Source organism: Pseudoduganella sp. HUAS MS19 (assembly GCF_053615455.1).
In genome coordinates this window covers 1,015,280-1,034,248 of the sequence record NZ_CM132133.1, presented here as the reverse complement: position 1 = coordinate 1,034,248, position 18,969 = coordinate 1,015,280, and the positions used below count along the sequence as shown (strand labels likewise).

At 64.7% G+C, this 18,969-nt stretch carries 18 protein-coding genes; 8 read left to right on the top strand and 10 right to left on the bottom strand.

Annotated features, from left to right (window positions below; all coding sequences use genetic code 11):
• Position 1: 1 nt before the first annotated feature.
• From ACWBU6_RS04840 to ACWBU6_RS04815, 6 genes are all read right to left on the bottom strand, one after another.
• Positions 2 to 1,726, bottom strand: a complete 1,725-nt coding sequence (locus ACWBU6_RS04840) for a tetratricopeptide repeat protein (protein WP_452647707.1) — start codon at positions 1,724 to 1,726, stop codon at positions 2 to 4.
• Complete coding sequence (locus tag ACWBU6_RS04835; protein ID WP_452647706.1) at positions 1,723 to 2,424, bottom strand: sensor histidine kinase; 702 nt, start codon at positions 2,422 to 2,424, stop codon at positions 1,723 to 1,725. The genes ACWBU6_RS04840 and ACWBU6_RS04835 overlap by 4 nt, the downstream gene beginning before the upstream one ends.
• 29 nt (positions 2,425 to 2,453) lie before the next feature.
• On the bottom strand, positions 2,454 to 4,214 hold the full coding sequence (mnmC, locus tag ACWBU6_RS04830) for an FAD-dependent 5-carboxymethylaminomethyl-2-thiouridine(34) oxidoreductase MnmC (RefSeq protein WP_452647705.1): 1,761 nt from the start codon (positions 4,212 to 4,214) through the stop codon (positions 2,454 to 2,456).
• Positions 4,162 to 4,740, bottom strand: a complete 579-nt coding sequence (locus ACWBU6_RS04825) for a DNA-3-methyladenine glycosylase I (RefSeq protein ID WP_452647704.1) — start codon at positions 4,738 to 4,740, stop codon at positions 4,162 to 4,164. Before ACWBU6_RS04825 ends, mnmC begins: the two co-directional genes overlap by 53 nt.
• Positions 4,737 to 7,424, bottom strand: coding sequence for a diguanylate cyclase (locus ACWBU6_RS04820; RefSeq protein WP_452647703.1), 2,688 nt, complete (start codon positions 7,422 to 7,424; stop codon positions 4,737 to 4,739). Before ACWBU6_RS04820 ends, ACWBU6_RS04825 begins: the two co-directional genes overlap by 4 nt.
• Positions 7,425 to 7,546: 122 nt before the next feature.
• Complete coding sequence (locus tag ACWBU6_RS04815; RefSeq protein WP_452647702.1) at positions 7,547 to 8,200, bottom strand: DUF4142 domain-containing protein; 654 nt, start codon at positions 8,198 to 8,200, stop codon at positions 7,547 to 7,549.
• Between the two features lie 136 nt (positions 8,201 to 8,336).
• On the opposite strand from ACWBU6_RS04815, the gene ACWBU6_RS04810 reads away from it, so the two are divergent.
• The 3 genes from ACWBU6_RS04810 to ACWBU6_RS04800 are packed head-to-tail and all read left to right on the top strand — an operon-like array spanning position 8,337 to position 10,016.
• Positions 8,337 to 8,660 carry a COG4315 family predicted lipoprotein gene (locus tag ACWBU6_RS04810; protein WP_452649527.1) on the top strand — a complete coding sequence of 108 codons (324 nt, stop codon included), beginning with the start codon at positions 8,337 to 8,339 and terminating at the stop codon, positions 8,658 to 8,660.
• 4 nt (positions 8,661 to 8,664) lie between these two features.
• On the top strand, positions 8,665 to 9,162 hold the full coding sequence (locus ACWBU6_RS04805) for an RNA polymerase sigma factor (RefSeq protein WP_452647701.1): 498 nt from the start codon (positions 8,665 to 8,667) through the stop codon (positions 9,160 to 9,162).
• A complete protein-coding gene (locus tag ACWBU6_RS04800) occupies positions 9,159 to 10,016 on the top strand; it encodes an anti-sigma factor family protein (protein ID WP_452647700.1) in 858 nt (285 codons plus the stop codon). Before ACWBU6_RS04805 ends, ACWBU6_RS04800 begins: the two co-directional genes overlap by 4 nt.
• Here the strand turns inward: ACWBU6_RS04800 and ACWBU6_RS04795 are convergent.
• Positions 10,009 to 10,506: a winged helix-turn-helix transcriptional regulator gene (locus ACWBU6_RS04795; protein WP_057264480.1), complete on the bottom strand. Its 498-nt coding sequence runs from the start codon at positions 10,504 to 10,506 to the stop codon at positions 10,009 to 10,011. The genes ACWBU6_RS04800 and ACWBU6_RS04795 overlap by 8 nt on opposite strands.
• Before the next feature lie 249 nt (positions 10,507 to 10,755).
• On the opposite strand from ACWBU6_RS04795, the gene ACWBU6_RS04790 reads away from it, so the two are divergent.
• Complete coding sequence (locus ACWBU6_RS04790; protein WP_452647699.1) at positions 10,756 to 11,523, top strand: response regulator transcription factor; 768 nt, start codon at positions 10,756 to 10,758, stop codon at positions 11,521 to 11,523.
• On the opposite strand, the gene ACWBU6_RS04785 is transcribed toward ACWBU6_RS04790, so the two are convergent.
• Positions 11,507 to 14,068, bottom strand: coding sequence for a TonB-dependent receptor plug domain-containing protein (locus tag ACWBU6_RS04785; RefSeq protein ID WP_452647698.1), 2,562 nt, complete (start codon positions 14,066 to 14,068; stop codon positions 11,507 to 11,509). The genes ACWBU6_RS04790 and ACWBU6_RS04785 overlap by 17 nt on opposite strands.
• Here ACWBU6_RS04785 and ACWBU6_RS04780 point away from each other — a divergent pair.
• The 4 genes from ACWBU6_RS04780 to ACWBU6_RS04765 all read left to right on the top strand — a co-directional run bounded on the left by ACWBU6_RS04780 (position 14,061) and on the right by ACWBU6_RS04765 (position 16,748).
• Entirely contained in the window at positions 14,061 to 14,267 is a 207-nt protein-coding gene (locus tag ACWBU6_RS04780; protein WP_452647697.1) for a hypothetical protein, read from the top strand. The two genes, ACWBU6_RS04785 and ACWBU6_RS04780, sit on opposite strands and share 8 nt — an antisense overlap.
• Positions 14,268 to 14,404: 137 nt before the next feature.
• On the top strand, positions 14,405 to 14,788 hold the full coding sequence (locus ACWBU6_RS04775; RefSeq protein ID WP_452647696.1) for a BlaI/MecI/CopY family transcriptional regulator: 384 nt from the start codon (positions 14,405 to 14,407) through the stop codon (positions 14,786 to 14,788).
• Positions 14,781 to 16,028 carry a TonB family protein gene (locus ACWBU6_RS04770; RefSeq protein ID WP_452647695.1) on the top strand — a complete coding sequence of 416 codons (1,248 nt, stop codon included), beginning with the start codon at positions 14,781 to 14,783 and terminating at the stop codon, positions 16,026 to 16,028. Before ACWBU6_RS04775 ends, ACWBU6_RS04770 begins: the two co-directional genes overlap by 8 nt.
• A gap of 12 nt (positions 16,029 to 16,040) precedes the next feature.
• Entirely contained in the window at positions 16,041 to 16,748 is a 708-nt protein-coding gene (locus tag ACWBU6_RS04765; protein WP_452647694.1) for an SIMPL domain-containing protein, read from the top strand.
• Between the two features lie 7 nt (positions 16,749 to 16,755).
• Here ACWBU6_RS04765 and pnuC read toward each other — a convergent pair whose 3' ends face one another.
• Entirely contained in the window at positions 16,756 to 17,322 is a 567-nt protein-coding gene (gene pnuC, locus ACWBU6_RS04760; protein ID WP_452647693.1) for a nicotinamide riboside transporter PnuC, read from the bottom strand.
• The gene (locus tag ACWBU6_RS04755) at positions 17,312 to 18,811 is read right to left on the bottom strand and encodes a tetratricopeptide repeat protein (protein WP_452647692.1); all 1,500 of its coding nucleotides are present in this window, start codon (positions 18,809 to 18,811) and stop codon (positions 17,312 to 17,314) included. Before ACWBU6_RS04755 ends, pnuC begins: the two co-directional genes overlap by 11 nt.
• Positions 18,812 to 18,969: the final 158 nt, after the last annotated feature.

The window sequence follows — 18,969 nt, the reverse complement described above, 5'->3', positions numbered from 1 at the left end:
ATCACTCCTTGTCGTGGTCGTCTTTCATGGCGGCCGTCAGTTCGGCTTCGATTTCCTGCGCCGACATCCGGCCGGGGATCAACTTCTGCAACTGTTCAATAAGCTGCGCAAAGCGCTGCTGGCCCGGCGCAATCCGGTCAACGTGCATCAATACATCATTCGCTTCGGACATCAGGGCATCGTTATAGCCCCTGGCCTGCATATGGGAGATCAGGATCTGGGCGGAATTGAACAGTATCCGCATATTGTCCGGCAGGCTGCGGCGCGCTTCGCGCATCCATTCCACCGCTTCATCCAGCTTGCCGGTTTTCCATAGCAGCACGCCCTTGTTCATCATCTCCGACGCCTCCTTGCGCGCCGTGTTGATCAGGGCGGCGCCTTCATCGCCCATGCGGGCCTTGTCGAAGATGCGCTGCACCTCGTCATGGATGACGGTGTTCTCGTCGTTGTTGCGCACCACGTAGCAAAGCAGCTCCACCGGGGCGTCTTTCACGCCAACGGCAAAGAGCAAGGTGGCCATTTCCAGGCAGGTCGCAGTGTCGGGCCGCTCACTGTCTTCCTTCAGCATGGTCTCCAGTTCGTCGCCGGACTTGCGTGCACGGCGGTAATCGCCGCTTTCGTGGTAGACCAGTCCTTCGGTGATTTTCGAGCGCAGCTCCACCATGCTGCCGGAGAAGTCGCGCTGCGCGGCCGCCAGCAGCTGCATGGCTTCCTTGGCATCGTTCTTCTGGCCCAGCACGCGCGCCAGGCCGAAGTAGGCATCGACGGTTTTCATGATCGAGTATTCGCCAATCTGCAGGCATTTGCGGAAGGCGCGTTCGGCCAGCGGGATATTCCCCAGCTTGAGCGCAGTCGTGCCCAGCGCCCGCTGGCGCGGCACCGAGTTGGGCGACATCCTGGCGGCGCGCTCCAGCACGTCGCAGCTTTCCTCGATGCGGCCCATGTTCTGCAAAGACCTGGCCAATTGGTCGTAGGCGTCGAGGTAGAAGCGGTTTTCGGCAATCACGCCCTGGAACATCTGGCGCGCGGCCTCGTTCTCGCCGTTGGCCATGCGGATCTTGCCGACGCCGGTGCGGGCCCAGTTGAAGTCGCGCTCCTGCAGCACCTTTTCGTACACCAGGCGCGCCTGCTCCGTTTCGCCGGCCTTGAGCAGCAAGCTGGCGCGCATGCGCATCAGGTCGATCTCATGCACCTTGTTGCGGCCGGCCGCCTCGGCGCACAGTTTGGCGGCGCGCAGGTAGTCTTTTTCCAGGTAAGCCTGGTCGATGTCCTGGAAGATCTGCTTCTTCTGCCAGGCGCGGTTCAGCCGTGTCAGCAGCACGCCTTCGGTGATCGGCTTGATCAGGTAGGCGTCGGGCTGGTGTTCGGCGGCGCCCATCACCGCCTCCACGCTCTTTTCGGCGGAAACCATCATCCAGACGCAGCTTGGCAACAGCAGGCCGCGGATGCGGGCTTCTTCCAGCACGTGCTGGCCGCTCTTGCCCTCGCCAAGGTTGAAGTCGCACAGGATCACGTCGTACTGGATGCGCGCCAGCAGGCCGATCGCCTCGCCGCCGCTCGATGCCTGGTCGATGTGGCGTGCACCCAGGCTGCGCAAGGCTTCACGCAGCAGCTGGCGCACGCCGACAAAATCGTCCACGATCAGGTAACGCTTGTCGGCCCAGTTGGTGCCGGGTTCCTTTTCCGGCGCCGCTGCGGCTGGCGTGGAAACGGCTGTTGCGTTCATGGCAAGCGCAGGATGAAGCAGCCGCCGCCCAGCGTGCCGCCGTTTTCCAGCGCGATGCTGCCCTGGCGCTGGCGGTGTTTATGGGACTTGGCGACTTCACTGGCGAAGTAGAGGCCAAGGCCGCTGCTATTGGTCAGGAAGTTGATGCCCAGCCCTGTGACCTGGCCCGCTTCCAGCATATTGGGCGGGAAGCCGCAGCCGTTGTCCTCCACCCTCACCTCCATGAAGCCATCGTGCTCGCAAATGGCAAGCGAAATACGGTCGCGCGTATAGCGCACGGCGTTGTTGATTGCGTGCGCCAGCAGGCCCAGCACCAGGTCTTCGTCGAGGGTCCAGATCAGGGCAGGCGGGAAGCTGGTGTCGAGCCGGATGCCTTTCGATTGCAGCAGGACGCGCTGCTGGGCCACCAGCTGGTCGACCAGCTCACTGACCTGCACCGGGGTCGGGTCGAAAGGATAATTGGGGCGGCCAACTTCCTTGTACAGTGCTAGTAGCTGGATCAGGTGGTCATTCAGGCGCTTCGACTGGTACAGCATTTGCGCCATCTGCGGATAGGCTGGATTGTCCTGCGCGGAATCGCCTGCCTGCACAAGCAGGTTCTCCAGCGTACCGGTCAGCACGCTGATGGAATTCTTCATGTCGTGCACAGTGGAGGCAAGGAACATGAACAGCTCTGGCGAGCCGGCGCGCTCTTCCATGGATTCTCCAGCCGTTGGATAGGAAACCATTATAGCTTGCGGCGCTGCTTGAGCAGGAAGCGTCCGGGGTCCAGTGCGGCGGCTAGTGTTGCTTCGATGGGAAGGGGTTCATCTTCCAGTTGACAGGCCAGGATTTCGGCCGCGAGCGGGGCCCAGATCAGGCCCCGGCTTGCGTAGCCGAGCAAGGTGTACAGGCCCGGGTGGCGCGGCAGGTCGCGCAAGCGTTCCGTGCGGGCGTCGACCGTGCTATCGGGCAGGGGGCCAACCAGGGGCAGGCGGTCGGGGGCCATGGTGCGGAAGCCGACGCGGCCCTGCAGCGGGGCGCCGGCGCCATGCGGGTGGCCGAGGATTTCTTCCGCGCGCAGCAGGTTTTCGTCCTGGCTTGATTGCCACAGCTGGCGGTCATTGGATCTGTCGTAGGTGGCGCCCACGCAAACAATGCCGTCGACCGGCGGCGTCATATAGGCTTCGCGGCAAACCACCAGCTTGAGGCCGGGGAAGCCGTCTTGCTGCAGGTGGGTGACCTGGCCGCGCAGGGTGTACAGCGGCAGTTCGCGCGCCTGCTCGAGCGCTGTGGCGCCGGCGCCGTTAGCCAGCACCACGGTCGGCGCCGCGGCGAGCAACTGGCCCTGGGCGTCGAACACGCGCCATTCTTCTCCCGCACGCTCAATACGCAGGGCCTCGGTGTGAAAGATGCGGCGCAGCTTGTCGCCACAGGCTTGCAGCATGGCGCGGCAGGCGGTGGCCGGCGTGGCCCAGCCGCCTTCGGGGAAGTGCCAGGCGCCGTAGGGTGTCGGTGCACCGAGCATCTCGCCTGCCTGGTCCGCGTCGAGCCAGCGGACAAATCGCTCGGGGTAGTGCCAGGTGTCGACGACTTCCTTCTGCAGCAGTGCGTGTTCGGCATCGCGCGCGAGCTGCAGCACACCGCATTGCTTGCCGCGGATGGGAGCGGCGCCCTGTTCGGCTTCGGGACCCGGCGCATTGGGGTCCAGCCCGCCCAGCTGCTGCCAGGCGCGCTGCGCATACAGGTAGGCGGCGCGCGCCAGGCGGGTCGGGATGTTGTCGTCTTTCGACAGCAGCGGCATGAAGATGCCGGCGCGGTTGCCGGAGGCTTCCTGCGCCGGGGCGCCATGGCGCTCGATCAGGGTGACGTGCCAGCCGCGTGCTGCGAGACGTTCGCACGCGGCGCTGCCTGCCACGCCTGCGCCGACGACAATGGCGCGGCGGACGGGCGCCGGGGCCCGCGGCGGCTGTGGCTTGCGGCTGGTGTAGCTGGCGCGGTACCACTCCCCTTCCGGCTCGCCGGCGATGGTGAAGCCGGCCGCGCGCAGGGAGCGCAGCGCCTGCTCGTCGGGCTGGCGGATGCGGAGCGTGGAGGCCGGCGTTGCCAGGCGTTGCAGGGCGCGGATGTGCTCCAGCGGATCGGCGATGATGAATTCATCGACGCGGGCCACGATCTCGGGCAGCCAGCCTTCGACCGGGCCGGCGAGCAGGTCGAGGGTCAGGCGCTCGGATGGCAGGTGCAGGCGATGCAGGCCGGGGACATCGACCGGCCATTGCACGGCCAGGGCGGGCACGGCCTCGGCCAGCGCGGCCTGGGTGGACGCACTGGGCACGCTCGGGACGATCGCGAGGTAGTGCAGATGGCAAGCGTCTGCTGCGGCGCAGTGGCGCGCAAGGGCGGCGAGGAACTGGTCACCGCTGCCGAATGCGGCATCGAGCACGACGTGGCGGTGATCAACCACCGTGCTGGCACTCCTTGTGGCGGAAGCACGCGAGGTCATGGTCATTCACCATCCCGATTCCCTGCATGTATGCATAAACAATCGTCGACCCGACAAACTTGAACCCGCGCCTGGCGAGATCCCTGGAGATGCGGTCGGACAGTTCGGTGCGCGCCGGCCGCTCGCCCTGCGCTGCAATGCGGTTCACGATCGGCTTGCCGCCCACGTAATCCCACAACAGCGAGGACAGGCTGCTCCCCTCTTCCAGCAAGCGCAGGTAAGCGCGCGCATTGGTGATGGCGGCATTCACCTTGAGACGGTTGCGCACAATGCCGGGATCGGCCAGCAGCTGCGCCACCTTCGCCTCGTCATACGCGGCAATCTTGCGCGCATCCCAGCCATCGAAGGCCGCGCGATAGTTGTCGCGCTTGTTGAGGATAGTTTCCCAGCTCAGGCCCGCCTGCGCGCCTTCGAGGTTCAGCATCTCGAACAGGCGCAGTTCGTCGCGGCATGGAACGCCCCACTCCTGGTCGTGGTAGGCGATATAGCGAGGATTGTTTGGGTTGGCCCAGGAACAGCGATGTATGCTCATGGGCAGATTATAGTGCGCTCTCCAAGGCTGGTCACGATGCGTGCTTCGCCACGCTCTACGCACTTTCCCGGCTGATGCACCAGGCGCGCGAACAGCCCTTCCGGCTGCGCCGCCGCGGTCGCATGCACGGCCGTCCACGCATCGCGTCCCGAGTGCTTGGAAATGTACAGACCCAGATCGGCCAGTTCCACCACCTGCGACCACGACATCAGGCGCGGATGCGACGGCAGGAAGGGATAACAGGCAAAACCGATCGAGCAGGTGCGTGCCAGCGGCGTGCCATCGGGCAGAACGAACTCGCGCGAGGACACGGCGTCACGAATGCGCTCGGCCACGACATGGGCACCGCTGCGGTCGGTGGCGCGGGCCAGCACCAGGAATTCTTCGCCGCCCCAGCGCACCAGGTAGTCCGACTCGCGAAACACTTCGCGCAGGCGATCCTTCATTTGCACCAGCACCGAGTCGCCTGCGGCGTGGCCATGGCGGTCGTTGACTTCCTTGAAATGGTCCAGGTCGACCATGTAGAACACCAGGTCGTTGTCAGGCCCGGCTTCCCCGCCGTCATAGCCGCGCAGGCTGAGCGCCACGTCCGACTCGACGTGCTGCAGGAAGAAGCGGCGGTTGCGCAAGCCGGTCAACTGGTCGGTCAGGCTGACTTCTTCCAGCGCCTTGTATGCGCGCTCCAGTTCCAGGTTCTTCTCCAGCAGTTGCGCCTGCGCCGCGGCATTGTCCAGCGCAATGGCGCCATAGGCACACAAGGTGCGGAAGATCAGCCGTTCCCTTTCGCCGTAGGCGCGCGGCAGCATCGACTGCACCGTCATCACGCCCAGTACGCGCTCGCCGATCATCAACGGCGCAAACAGCAGCGTGAGGGTGGGCAAGGTGCCGGGAATCAGGTTGGGCGTATCGGACTTGTCTTCGATCTCGATCAGGATTTCATCGCGCTCGCGCACGCAGCGCGCCGTGTTGAAGCGCGGATCGGACATGGCAATGCGCGTCGGCGGCAGCGGCAAACCCATTTCCACGCCAAAAGCGCAATGCAGGAAATCGCCGTCCGGCTCCAGCAGGAAGATCGAGAAATGGGTCGAATCGAGCAAGCCATGCACATGCCGGTCCAGCGCACGGAACACGGCCGACGCATCGAGCTGCGCGGTAATCTCCTGGCCGATCGCTGACAGGTGGCTCAGCGTAGCGCTGGTCTGGGCCAGCACTTCCGCACGCTGCGCCTCGGCGGCAGCCAGCTGGCGATCGCGCTCGGTCTGGTGCTGTACCTGCATCGCAATCGCGCGGTTGGTGGCTTCCTGGCTGTTGGTGCGGTCGCGCGCCGCATTGGCCTGCACCGAAAATTCGTAAGCGCGTGCAAAGTCGCCAACGGCGGCATACTCGCGCGCCACCGCATCAAGCAGTTCGCCAGGCACGATATAGCCCTCTATGGTGGCGGCAATCATCAAGGCCTCGCGCAGGTACTGCAGCACGGACATCGCATTGCCCGCATGGATATCAGCCAGCACCCTCAACGCTGCGATCTGGCTGAAAGGATCGCTCAGTTCGCGCGCCAGCGCCAGCGCCGACATGGCGGCAGCCTGCGCCTCGCCGGTCCGGCCCAGCCCCGCCAGTGCGTGGGCCTGGCCGCGCCGCGCGCAACTGTGGAAATCGCTTTGCGCCAGGGCGTGGCCGCGCTGTTCCAGCTCGCGGAAACTGGCCAGCGCCGCTTCATAATCGCCCAGGTCCAGCGCCAGGTCGCCCTGGTATTCGAGCGCCATGACAAACGCGCGCGAACCGGACAAGGGCGCCAGCATCTGCAGCGCGTCGCGCAGCAGCGTTTTGGCCGCCGGCCGCTGGCCAAGGTGGCGCAGCGTTTCAGCCGATTGCATCTGGGCCAGGCCGATGCACATCGGCCAGCCGGTCGGCCGCGCCAGCGCCAGCCCGCGCTGCATCCATTCCAGCGCGGCGTCGTGGGCGTTCAGGCGGGTGAAGGCGTTGCCGATATTGGTGGCGAGGATCACGGCGCGCCGGACTTGGCCGGAAACCATGGCCGCTTCGAAAGCGGCAATCAGGTAGCTGATGGCGCGGCCGAACTCCGCAGCCTGGAAGGCTGCGGTGCCGAGGTAGTCGGAAATCCAGCCCGCAACTACCGGATGCTGGCCGGCCAGGTCGATGGCAAAGTGCTTGCTCCAGCGCTCATTGGCGGCAGGCGCGTTGCGAAATACGCTGAACAGGGCAGCCAGGCTCTCGAACATCCCGATGCGCATGGCGTCGCCGGAAGCGCGGGCATCGGCGATGGCCAGCGCCAGTTCGTTGTCGCAGCCGGCGGAATCGCCGCGGTCGAAGGCGATCCAGGCCAGCAGGCTGTGGGTGTCGGCCGCGCCCGGCCGGTCATTGTTTCGGGCAAATTCCAGCATGGCGCGTTCGGCGGTGATGCCGGCGGCGTCCAGGTCGCCGCCCAGCCAGCAGGCTTCCGCTTTGAGCAGCTCCCAGCGCGCTGCCAGCACACGTCTTTCCGCCGCTGGCAAAAGAAAGGCCAACGAAGTTGCCTCTTCAACAAGTTGCGCCGATCGCACACCATCGCGCTGGCGCAGATGCCAGGCCAGCAGTGAGAGCAGTTGCAGGCGCGGTTGGCCCTCAGAAAACGGCAATGCAGCTTCCCACTGGGCCAGCTCTTCGTCGAGCGCGAACAAATCCACTACTTGATATCCTTGAAATAGGTGTTGCAGCGAAGAATCATACCGCACGACCGGACTTTTTGGTGTTCAAGTAGCTTAAGCTCTGCTGGCCAAACAACGGCGCGGCCCGCCGGCCGCTCGGTTCAGCGCCGGTCCGGCTTGTTCGTGCGGGTGCTGGAATCGGGTTTGTTGCCGCCGCTGGTACCATGATCGTGGCCGCCAGCCTCGGCTTGCGCCGTGGTGCCGGAACCGCTGCTGCCCTGAGTAGCGCTGCTGCCGACCGTCGCGCTGCCCCTGATGGCGGCGTTCAACTGCTCGGCATTGTTCAGGTGCTGGTGGATGGTGGGCTGCAGGCGGGTAGCAAGCGACCTCAGCTCGGTATCCTTGGCGGTCGCTTCCGCCTTGGTGACCAGCTGGTGGGCCTCCTTGTGTGCCTGCACGCCGGCCTGCTCCATATAGCTGCGGTCGAATTTGTCGCCGGACAGTTTCTCCAGCTTGGCGGCCATGGCTTTATGCTTGGCATCGAGCTCGTTCGGCAGGGTCACGCTGCGCGCGGCCGCGACCTTGCGCACTTCCTCCAGCCCCTTGGTGTGGTCATCGACCATTTGCTGGGCGAAGCTCTTGACCCGGTCGCTCTGGGTCTTTTGCAAGGCCAGCTTGGCGGTCTCGATTTCCGCCATATTGGCCATGGCCAGGTCGGTCAGCATTTTCTGGTCCGCTTTGGCCAGACCTTCGGCCCAGGCGCTTCCTGCACCAAGCAGGGCCGACAACACAGCTACACGCATGAAATTGTTCATCGCATCCTCCGTGACAGAATTAGCAAGAAAACATTTTAGGCAGGATGGAATAAGCTGGCCACACGCTACGTATACGCAATACTCATCACACACGGAGGTAAACATGAAAGCTATCGTACTCACCCTGGCCGCCCTCATGAGCACTGCCGCTGTCGCCGCCGAACCGCTGAAGAAGGCCGGTGGCGTCTATGTCGACGGCGCTGGCATGACCGTCTACACCTTCGACAAGGATGTTGCCGGCAGCGGCAAAAGCGCCTGCGTCGAAGGCTGCCTGAAAAACTGGCCGGCCGTTCCGGCCACCGGCGAACTGGCTGCGCCGTGGTCTGCCATCACCCGCGATGACGGCAGCAAGCAGCTCGCCTACAAGGGCAAGCCGCTTTACCTGTTCGTCGGCGACAAGAAGGCCGGCGACCGCGCGGGCGACAACGTCAAGGATATCTGGCACGTGGTCAAGGATTGAGCGCATGCAGGAGGTGCATGAACGCTTGCTGGCCTGCCTGCCGCGCCTGCGCCGTTATGCGCGGGCGCTCACTGGCGACAGTGCCAGCGCGGACGACCTGGTGCAGGACACCGTGGAACGCGGCTGGGCGCGCATCGCCCAGTGGCGGCCGGACGGCGACCTGCGCGCCTGGCTGTTCGGCATCATGCACAACCTGCACGTGGACCAGCTGCGGCGCGCGCCGCCGCCGGCCGTGGAACTCGGTGACGCGGACTTGCCGGCCGCGCCACCGCCCGCGGCACTGGAGCTGCACGATCTGGAACGCGCCCTGCAGCAATTGCCGACGGCCCAGCGCGAAGTCCTGCTGCTGGTGGCACTGGAAGAAATGCGCTACGAAGACGTGGCGGCCACGCTCGATATCCCGCTTGGCACCGTGATGTCGCGCCTGAGCCGTGCACGCGAGCATTTGCGGCGGCTGATGGCGGGGCAGCCGCCAGCCGCCAACCTGAAGGTAGTGAAATGAACGAAGCCGAATTGCAAGCCTGGGTCGATGGCCGCCTGCCGCCGGATCGGCAGGCGGCGGTCGATCGCTACCTGGCCGGCCATCGCGCCGAAGCGGCGCGACTGCTAGCCTATCGCGAGCAGAATGCCGCCCTGCACGCGCTGTTCGACCCGGTGCTCGACGCCGGCGTTCCGGAGCTGATGCAAACGCCGCGCACCGGCGCCCGGCCCGGGGATGCACCCCGCCCCGCCCCCGGCGCAGGTAATGCCGGCGCGCACAGTGCCGGCCCGGCATGGACCATCCCCGCCTGGCGCCGCATGGCCGCCATGCTGGCGGTGGCGGTCGGCGCCGGCGTGCTCGGCGGCGCCGCCGGCTGGACGCTGCGTGGCGCCGGAATTGGCGGCGGGGCGGGACGCGCGGCCAGCGGCGCGGGACAGTCCCTGGCCGCCCTGCCGCGCCAGGCCGCCCTCGCCCACGCCGTCTACACCCCCGAAGTCCGGCATCCGGTGGAAGTCGGCGCCGACCAGCAGCAGCACCTGGTGGCCTGGCTGTCGAAACGCCTGGGCAAGCCGCTACGTCCGCCGCAACTGGCAAAACAGGGATATGAGCTGGTAGGCGGCCGCCTGCTGCCGGGCGACAACGGTCCGGTCGCCCAATTCATGTATGGCGACGCCAGCGGCCAGCGCCTGACGCTTTACGTCAGCTCCGGCCAGAAGCAGAACCGCGACACCGGGTTCCGGTTCGCGCAAGAAGGAAATGTGGGGGTGTTTTACTGGATCGACGGCAGCTTCGGCTATGCGCTGTCGGCTGCCGTCGGAAAGAAAGAGCTGTCGCAGCTCGCCAACGCGGTCTACGAACAGCTTCAGCCTAATTAGGCATGCGGCGGCCCGCTTCGGTGATGCGGTTGCGCATCACTTCCGGCGCGGCAGGGCCTGGCGCAAACATATAGTCCTCGTCATTGATGGCCAGGCCGCTATTGGCATCGACCAGGACCTGGTCGGCAGGCTTGCCGGTTTCGCGGCTCACCACCAGCAAGCTGGCACCTTCCGGCGACAGGTGCTCGTTACCCCAGGCGATGAAGGCCAGCAGCACCGGTTTGAAGTCGCGGCCCGCCTTGGTCAGGATGTATTCGTAGCGCGGCGGGCGGGTGCTGTACTGGCGGCGCTCCATCAGGCCGCCCTCGACCAGGCCGGCCAGGCGACGGGTCAGCATGTTCGGTGCGATCTTCAGGCTCTTCTCGAATTCATCGAAGCGGGTCAGGCCATAGAATGCATCGCGCAGAATCAAGATGCTCCACCACTCGCCTACCTTGCCGAGGCTACGCGCGATCGGGCAGGGCATTTGGCCAAAGTCGGTATGTTTCATGTTGCCTCCTAGTCAGTTGGTTTAATTTAACCAGTTGAATGCTTCAGACTCAATTGAACCGCGAAAACACCCCTAAAAGACTCACCAAAAATCACTCTTGCAAGGAACGTCGCTATCTTCTTTCCATTCGGCGTTGTTGCGGCGCACTGTACTTTTGCCAGAGGAGAGAATGCCTTTGCCCGATGTGAAATGCGCAACATTTTTTCAAACATGGGCATAATAAGCAACACAGCCCCACCCTGAACAACCATGTACCTGACCAGCGACGCACAAGTGCGAAATATCCTGATCGTGGATGATTCCGCGTTCGAACAGCGCATGCTCGTCGACTTGTTAAGCGAGATGCCGTACCGGGTGTCGGTCGCCTTCAATGGCGAGCAGGGCTATCAACTGGCGCTGTCCGGCCAGCCCGACCTGATCCTGCTGGACGTGCGGATGCCGAATATGGACGGCTATACCTGCTGCCGCCTGCTCAAGGCCAACCCCGCCACGCGCGATATCCCGATTATTTTCCTGAGCGGCACCGAGGCGGTGGAAGACCGCATCATGGGCCTTCAGCTGGGCGGCGTCGACTTTGTCAGCAAGCCGTTTACGCCGGGGGAACTGGCGGCACGCATCCACGTGCACCTGAATCTGATGAAGCGGCCTCCCGCCGAGGCGGCGGAAAGCGGTCCGATCGACACCGACTCGGTGATCGTCAACGCAGCCAAGCGCCTGATCTACGACAACCTGGCCGCCCTGCCCGGCCTGGCGGAAATCGCCGCCAGCGTGGGCACTTACCGCGAAAAGCTGAACCAGCTGTTCCGCACCCACACCGGCATGACCGTGTTTGCCTACATCCGCGAAGCGCGCATCCAGCGCGGCATGCATTTGCTGCGCGATACCGACATGGACGTGCAGGATATTGCGCTGCTGCTGGGCTTTGCCAATGCCGGCAATTTCGCCACTGCCTTCCGCGAACGGATGGGCACGACGCCCAGCAGCTATCGCGCCTCCATCATTAAAACTTGTGATTGACCTTGACTGACAGGAAGCGGCCGCGCGGGTCGCCCTGGGTGTAGTCGAAGAAATTGAACGAGCTGTCCCACGAAGGCTTGCGGTCGAATGCATTGGCCAGGAGCAGGCTCACGCTGGTGGCGGCGCTGATCTTGTAACCCACGTTCAGGTCCACGGTGGCGAATGGCTTCACGCGCTCGCCCTGGCGGGTGGTCTGCTGATAGCCGTCGACATAATTCCAGGCAGCGTTGGTGGTCCACTGTCCCAGTTCCCAGGTGGCGCCGGTCGTGCCACGCCATTTCGGAATGGAGCCGAAGTGGTTGGTGCCGGCGCCGTTGGTCAACGGCTCGCCGGGCGCCAGCGGCTGCTCGTACCTGAACACGCGGCTCAGCTGCGCATTCAAGGTCAGGTTGCCGTAGGCAGTCTTCGGCAACCTGTAGCGCAGGTCGACATCGATGCCGCTCACCACGCGCTCGCCCTGGTTGGCGTATTGGCGGTACAGGGTCAGGATGCGGCCCTGGCCGTCGCGCACCACTTTTTCGGGGTGGATGCTTTCATTGGCCAGGATGGTGTCGGTGCTTTCGGTGTCGATCACGCCCTTGGTGCGGATGCGGTAATAGTCCACGCCCACGCTGCTATTGGCCGATGGCGAGAGCACGAAGCCCAGGTTCACGTTCTTCGAGCGTTCCGGCGACAGCTCGGTATTGGCGATCGTAATGTTGGTGATGCCGCGCGCCTGGCCCGGCGTGACCGGGTCCAGCTTGTCGATCACGGAGCCATAGCTGACCGAGGTCGAACTGGTGATCTCCGGCAGCGACGGTGCGCGGAAGCCGCGCGACACGGTACCGCGCAGCAGCAGCCACGGGGCAGCCTGGTAGCGTACGCTGGCTTTTGGCGAGAAGGCGGAGCCGAAGTCGCTGTACTTGTCGGCACGGCCGGCCAGGTTGACGGTCAGGTCTTTCAGCACCGGTACGTTGAACTCGGCGAAGGCTGCGCTCACCTGGCGCCTGCCCTTGATGATGTTGATGGCGGGACGCAGCTCGGCCCCCGACAAGACCGCGGTCGAGGTGTTGGAGTCCATTTCTTCCTGGCGCCACTGGCCGCCGAAAGCGAAGCCCAGCGCACCGGCCGGCAGTTCCAGCAGGTCTTTCGACGCGTTGAAGTCGGCCACGGTCAGCTTCGACTGGGCTGGACGCAGGGTCGACAGGCGCAAGCGGTTGCGCACTTCTTCGCTGTTCTTCGACTGGTCGGCAAAATTGTAGCTGCCGTCCGCCAGTACTTTTTCGAACTCGTAGCGATTGACGAAGTTCTGCACGGTTTCCTTCAGCTTGCTGCCGGAGCGGGCGATGGATGCGTCATATTCCCATCCGTTCCAGCTGCCCTTGATGCCGGTCAGCGCACGGTAGAAGTCCACCTTGTCCTGCTTCAGGCGCGGCCCCAGGTCGAACAGCGTGGCCGTGAATGGCAGCGCGGCCGTCCCAGGATTGTTCGGGTGGCCCGCCGGCAGCGCCACTTGAATGTTGTCCAGTGCCTGCCTGCTGTTGTTCCATGCACGCAGGCCGCTGCCCACGGTCAAGGGCGCGCCAAAGGTCTGCTCTGCCCAGGAGTAGCCGTACAGCCCTTCCGCATAGGCTTCGGTCTCCTCGTTCAGCTTCAGGGTGCCGCGCAAGGACGTGTGCACGCGCTCCACGCCCGGGACCAGGGTGCGGAATTCGGCCGGGTTATAAGCCAGCACCTGGCCGCTCTTGCCGGGTGTGATGTCGCCGTAGTTCTGCGCCTGCAGCGGCCCCTGCACGCCGCCCAGTTGCCTGGTGGCGTCGGACGTGCCGTAGTAATTGGTCGGGGTCCACGCCAGCGTGCCGTTGGCATAACTGCGGAAATCGCTGCCGCGCAGGTAGGACACGTCGGTTTGCTGCAGCTTGTCGCGCTTCAGCGCGTCGAGCGAGAACACCACGCTCCAGCCCTTTTCATCCAGGCTGCCAAAGCCCGTCTGCAGCGACGCGCTGCGTTCAAGCTGGCCGGTGCCCTCGGTGGAAGAACCGACTTGCGCGCTCACTTCGGTCCCCTTGAATTCCTTGTACAGGATGATATTGACCACGCCCGCCACCGCGTCCGAACCGTAGACGGAAGAGGCGCCATCCTTCAGCACTTCGATGCGCTGCACCGCGGCCATCGGCAGCGAGTTCAGGTCGACAAACACTTCCTGCAGGTCTTGCGCCGTCGCATAAGAAGACACGCGCTTGCCGTTTACCAGGATCAGGGTGTTCTTCTGGCCCAGGCCGCGCAGCGACAGGCCTGCGGTGCCGGCCGAGAAGCTGCCGGTGTACTGCTCGTTGTAGCTGTTGCCGCTGTTGGCGGAAATCGTGCGCAGGATATCGGCGACGGTGGTCTTGCCGGTGGCGGCCAGTTCTTTGGCGCTCAGCACCTGCACGGCGCTGGCGCCCTCTTTCTGCGCGGTGCGGATATTCGAACCGGTCACGACGACGCGCGCCAGTGCTTCTTGCGCATAAGACAGTTGCGGGAAAGCGGCCGCAATGGCCAGGGTGATGCTGAGTGGCTTGATCATGTTCTTCCTTTTGGGTAAGCAGGGGCCTGCCTGCCTCGTGGGCGGGATCGGCGAAACGGTGTGTTGCGTGGGATTCGGCTGGGTGCGCTTAGCAGCGGCCCATGCACTGCGCCATGCAGGGCAGGTAGATGGTGTGGCGGCGCTGGTGCGGGACTGGCGTTTTCATGAGGCAACTATAACGCCGGCCTTTCATTTCTGAAACTAATTAAAACTCAGACCTATATGCAATTTGGATCTATAGACATCTTTGTCTACATTCCACCACAGCGAGCAATGAGAAGTATACAACTCTGTCTAGACAGGCTAATCTAGGCAAAACATTAAAAGGAAATAAACATGGCAGCCATTCCGAAACCGACGCCAGCCGAGCTGGAACTGCTGCAGGCGATCTGGCCGCTGGGTCCGGCCACCGCAAAACAGGTGCACGAAGCCATGCAGGCCGGGAAGCCCGACCTGGCTTATGGCACGGTCCTGCGGCTGATGCAGATCATGCACGGCAAGGGCTTGCTGATCCGCGACGAGCGCCAGCGCTCCCATATCTACGCCGCCGCCGTGGCGCGCGAGGCGATGCAGGGCAATATGCTGCAAGACTTGCTGCAGCGCGCCTTCGCCGGTTCCGCCAAGGCGCTGGTGCTCGCAGCCCTGCGCAGCGGCATCTCGAAGAAGGAACGCGAGGAAATCGAAGCGTTGCTGAAACAGGAGGACAAGCCGAATGAATGACATGATCCACGCCGCCGGCTGGGCCCTGATTCACTTTCTCTGGCAAGGTGCGCTGGCGGGCGTCGCCGGCGCCGCCCTGCTGGCGCTGATGCGCGGCGCCAGCCCCGGCGCGCGTTACGCCGTCGCCTGCGTTGCGCTGCTGGCCTGCCTGCTGTGGCCCGCTTACGAATTCGCCAGCGCGCTGCAGGCGACCCCGCGCTCGCTGCAAGCGCTGGTGCTGGCGGGCGGCGACGCCGCCTCCGGGCAAAGCGAACTGCTGGCCAGCATCGACAGCCGCCTGCCTTTGCTGGTTGCCGCGTGGCTCGCTTGTGCCGGCGCACTGGCGCTGCGCAGCGCCTTCGGCCTGGCCTGGATTGCGCGCGCGCGCCGTACCGGCGGCCGCAATGACCATTGGCAGCAGCGCCTGTCGCTCCTTGCAACACGCCTCGGCATCGGCCGCAACGTCGGGCTGCGCATCGTCGAAACGCTGGCCAGCCCGATTGCTGCGGGCTGGTGGCGTCCGGTGGTGCTGGTTCCCGCCGCCCTGGTGGCGCGCATGCCTGCCGAATTGCTGGAAGCGCTGCTGGCGCATGAACTGGCCCACGTGCGCCGCCATGACTACCTGGTCAACCTGGTGCAGAACGTGGCCGAAACCCTGCTGTTCTACCACCCGGCCGTGTGGTGGCTGTCGCGCCGCATCCGCCATGAGCGCGAACTGGTGGCCGACAGCATCGCCGCGCAGTTGACGGGCGAGCCGCGCCGGCTTGCCTTGGCGCTGTCCGAGCTGGAAAAGATGCAGTTCGCTGCGCAGCGCCTGGCGCTGGCAGCCGATGGTGGCGACCTGCTGCTGCGCATCCGGCACCTGATGCTGCCGCAGCAGCAGCGCAGCAACTGGAAAGGACTGCTGGCGGCGTTCGGCATCACGGCGGCTTGCCTGGCCGGCTACGCCAACGCCCGCGTCGATGCCGCCAGCGTCCCGGCTGCGCGCACGCCGGCCGTGGTCGATTTCACATCCTGTTCCAAGCCGCTGTGGCCGGAAGAAGACCTCGCAGCGGGGCATACCGGCGCCGTCACGCTGCGATTCAAGATCAGCGAGAACGGCGATGTCACCGACTCCGGAATCATCAAGTCCAGTGGACATCCTGGCCTGGACAAGGCAGCACAAGCCGGCATTGAGAAATGCCATTTCATCCCTGCCAAGGTGCGCGGCAAGCCGATCGCTTCCTGGCAGCCAATGCAGTACGTTTGGCTACTCGATTAAGGAGACCTGGAGTTGAGCAATTCCGTTGCAGCTTTTGCGCTGTGCGCCACTTTGGCAACGTGCAGCGCGCAGGCAGCGCCTGTTTCGCTGCCCTCCCATCCTTTTGTCAGCACCAGCGGCAAGGCGCAGCTGTGGATGCGGCCTGATATCGGCGAAGTCAAATTCGAAGCCGGCACGCAGGATGCCAACGCTGACACCGCCGCCAGCCAACTGCAGGAGCTGAGCGCAAGCGCAATGCAGCTACTGGCCGAACACGGCGTGCAGGAAGCGGACATCGCGGCGTATGAGCTCGAGAAGAAGACCGTTCCGGTGGGCGAACATCAGCCCCCAGCCTACTCGATGGGCCGGCTGTTCCATGCCCGCGTGCGCGACCTGGCGCAATGGCCTGCGCTGATTGCGAAGCTGGCCGCGATGGATCACATCACCAACATCAGCTCAACCTTCGACCGTACCGACGGCGATGACATCAATACCCAGCTGATGTCCGCTGCCGCCGACGACGCGCGCAGCAAGGGGACGTCGCTGGCCAGGGCTTTCGGCCGCAAGCTTGGCCCGGTCGTTGCCATCGCACGCGGCCCGCTCGACCAGGTCGGCGCTCCCTACATCGAACAGCAGCCAGGGCGCGAAGCGCGCGGCACTGCGCCGCAAACCGGCAGCTACGCGGTGCCCGATTCGATCCCGTATTCACAGACCGTGAATGCCATCTTCGTGCTGAAATAAGCGAACTTCAGGCGCCGGCTCCGCGCTGGCGGCGCCAATGCCGCCAGGCGAGCAGCGCGTTGATCCAATACGCAGCATACAGGGCAGCCGTCAGGTAGAGTCCGCGGCTGGCATACAAGGGCACCGAAATGGTGTTCACCAGCAGCCATACCGGCCAGGTCTCGATGCGGCGCCCCATCAGCAGCACTTGCGCGATGATGGAGAACATCAGCACCGCCGAATCGACGAAGGGGGCGAAGGCATCGGTGTAATGTTTCAACATCAGCCCATAGGCTGCCGTGGCGGCAATGCCGGCCAGCACCATCTTGAGCAAGGTGCGCGGACGCGTGGTCCGGATGTGCAGCGCATGTCCATGGTCGCCACGCAGCCATTGGCGCCAGCCGATCATGCAGGTGGCGATGAAGAACAGCTGCAGCGCCACATCGGCATACAGTTGCGTGCGGTAGAACAGCACGGAAAACAGTGCGCAGCCGGCAATGCCGATCCACCAGGAGTGGATATTGTTGCGCCCCGCCAGGAAGATGGAGACGGCCATCACCGCATTCGCGGCTACTTCAAGGACGCTACTCTGCATGGGTTCCCAGCACGGCCAGCAAACCCCGCATGTCTGTGCCGCTTTCCTGGCGCAGCGTGCTCGGGGTAATTTCATGGATGGCGAAACCGTGGCTGCGTGCCAGCGCTTCGATGCCGGCGCGCGAATGCGCGTAACGGCCGGATGCGCGCAGCACGAAATCTTCAGCGCCCTCGTGCTCTTCCACCGAGAAGGCGAAGCGCCCGCCGCCGCGCAGTGCCAGCCTCGCAACAGAGAACACCGGCTTCAGGTCGCCCAGGTAGACAAACACGTCGGCCGCGACAATGACGTCGACGCTGGCCGGGTGCACGCGCAAATAGCCCACCATCTCGCCGCAATACAACCCGTCGTATAGGCCGGTATCGCGCGCGCGGTCCAGCATGTGCGGCGACAGGTCGACGCCTTCCAGCAGGCAGGCCAGGGGCCGCAGCAGTGGTCCGCACAGGCCGGTGCCGCAGCCGGCGTCCAGCACATCCAGTTCGCCCGGCGGCAGGTGGCGGCGCAGGGCTTCCACCAGCAGGGATGGCGTGCGGTAGCGCAGCACGTCGACCAGGTGACGGTCGAAGTTGCCGGCGTACTGGTCGAACAAGGCCTTCACGTAGGCAGTTGGTGATGCCCCGGGCGCCTGCTCGGCGCCCATAATGGCCAGCATGTAGCCGACTGTTGCGGCATCGGCGCCAAAGGAGAGTGCTGCCTGGTAGGCCTCGACAGCCTTCTCGCGCCGGCCCATGGCGCGCAACGTGTTCGCCAGCCCAAGCTGGGCGCGCGCGTAGCGCGGTCGCACCGTCAGCGCGTCCTGGAAGCTCGCCAGCGCTTCCTCATGGTCCTGCGCTCGCAGCAGCATGGCGCCGCGCGAACACCAGGCTTCCGCGTATTCCGGCTGCAGGTGCAGCGCGCGCTCAAAACCTTCCAGCGCATCGGCCGGCCTGCCCAGTGCCAACAGCGAAACGGCAGCACCATGCAAGGCCTGCGGATACTCGGGCCGCGCTGCCAGGGCCGCGCCGAAACTGTCCAGGGCCGCCTCGTGGCGCGCCAGCGATTGCAGCGCCAGTGCGCGGTTGCACAGCGCATCAGCGTATTCTGGCGCCAGGCGCAGGGCAGCAGCGTAGCTTTCCAGTGCGCGGTCAAGATGCCCCAGGTGGCGCAAGGCGTTGCCGCGGTTGCTCAGGGCAATGGCGTAATCCGGCTGCAAGGACAGCGCGCGCTCGAAACTCTCCAGCGCCTCGCCAAAGCGGCCCAGATCCTGCAATGCCACACCACGGTTGCAGTGGGCGATGGCGCGGCGGCCGTCGATGGCCAGGGCGCCATCGATCAAGTCCAACGCACGTTGCGCTTCGCCCTGCTGGCGCGCCAGGGCGCCGCTCAGATGCAGCGCATCGAAGTTCAGCGGCTGGGCGCGCAAGACCTGGTCGTAGATGACTTGGGCGCGGGCCAGCTCGCCTTTCTGGTGCAGCGAAACGGCTTGTTGCAATAGTGCATGTATTTCTTTCATGGGGGTATTACACCAAGCCGTCACACGGGCGTCAAACGGGCGTCACATTCGGCCAGCAAAATGCGTGCACCTGGCGCTGCGACGCCACTACCGGGGCCGGCGGTCGGGAAATATACCGGCACCACAGTCACTAGCTTTTCTCTTTACAGCGACGCTGC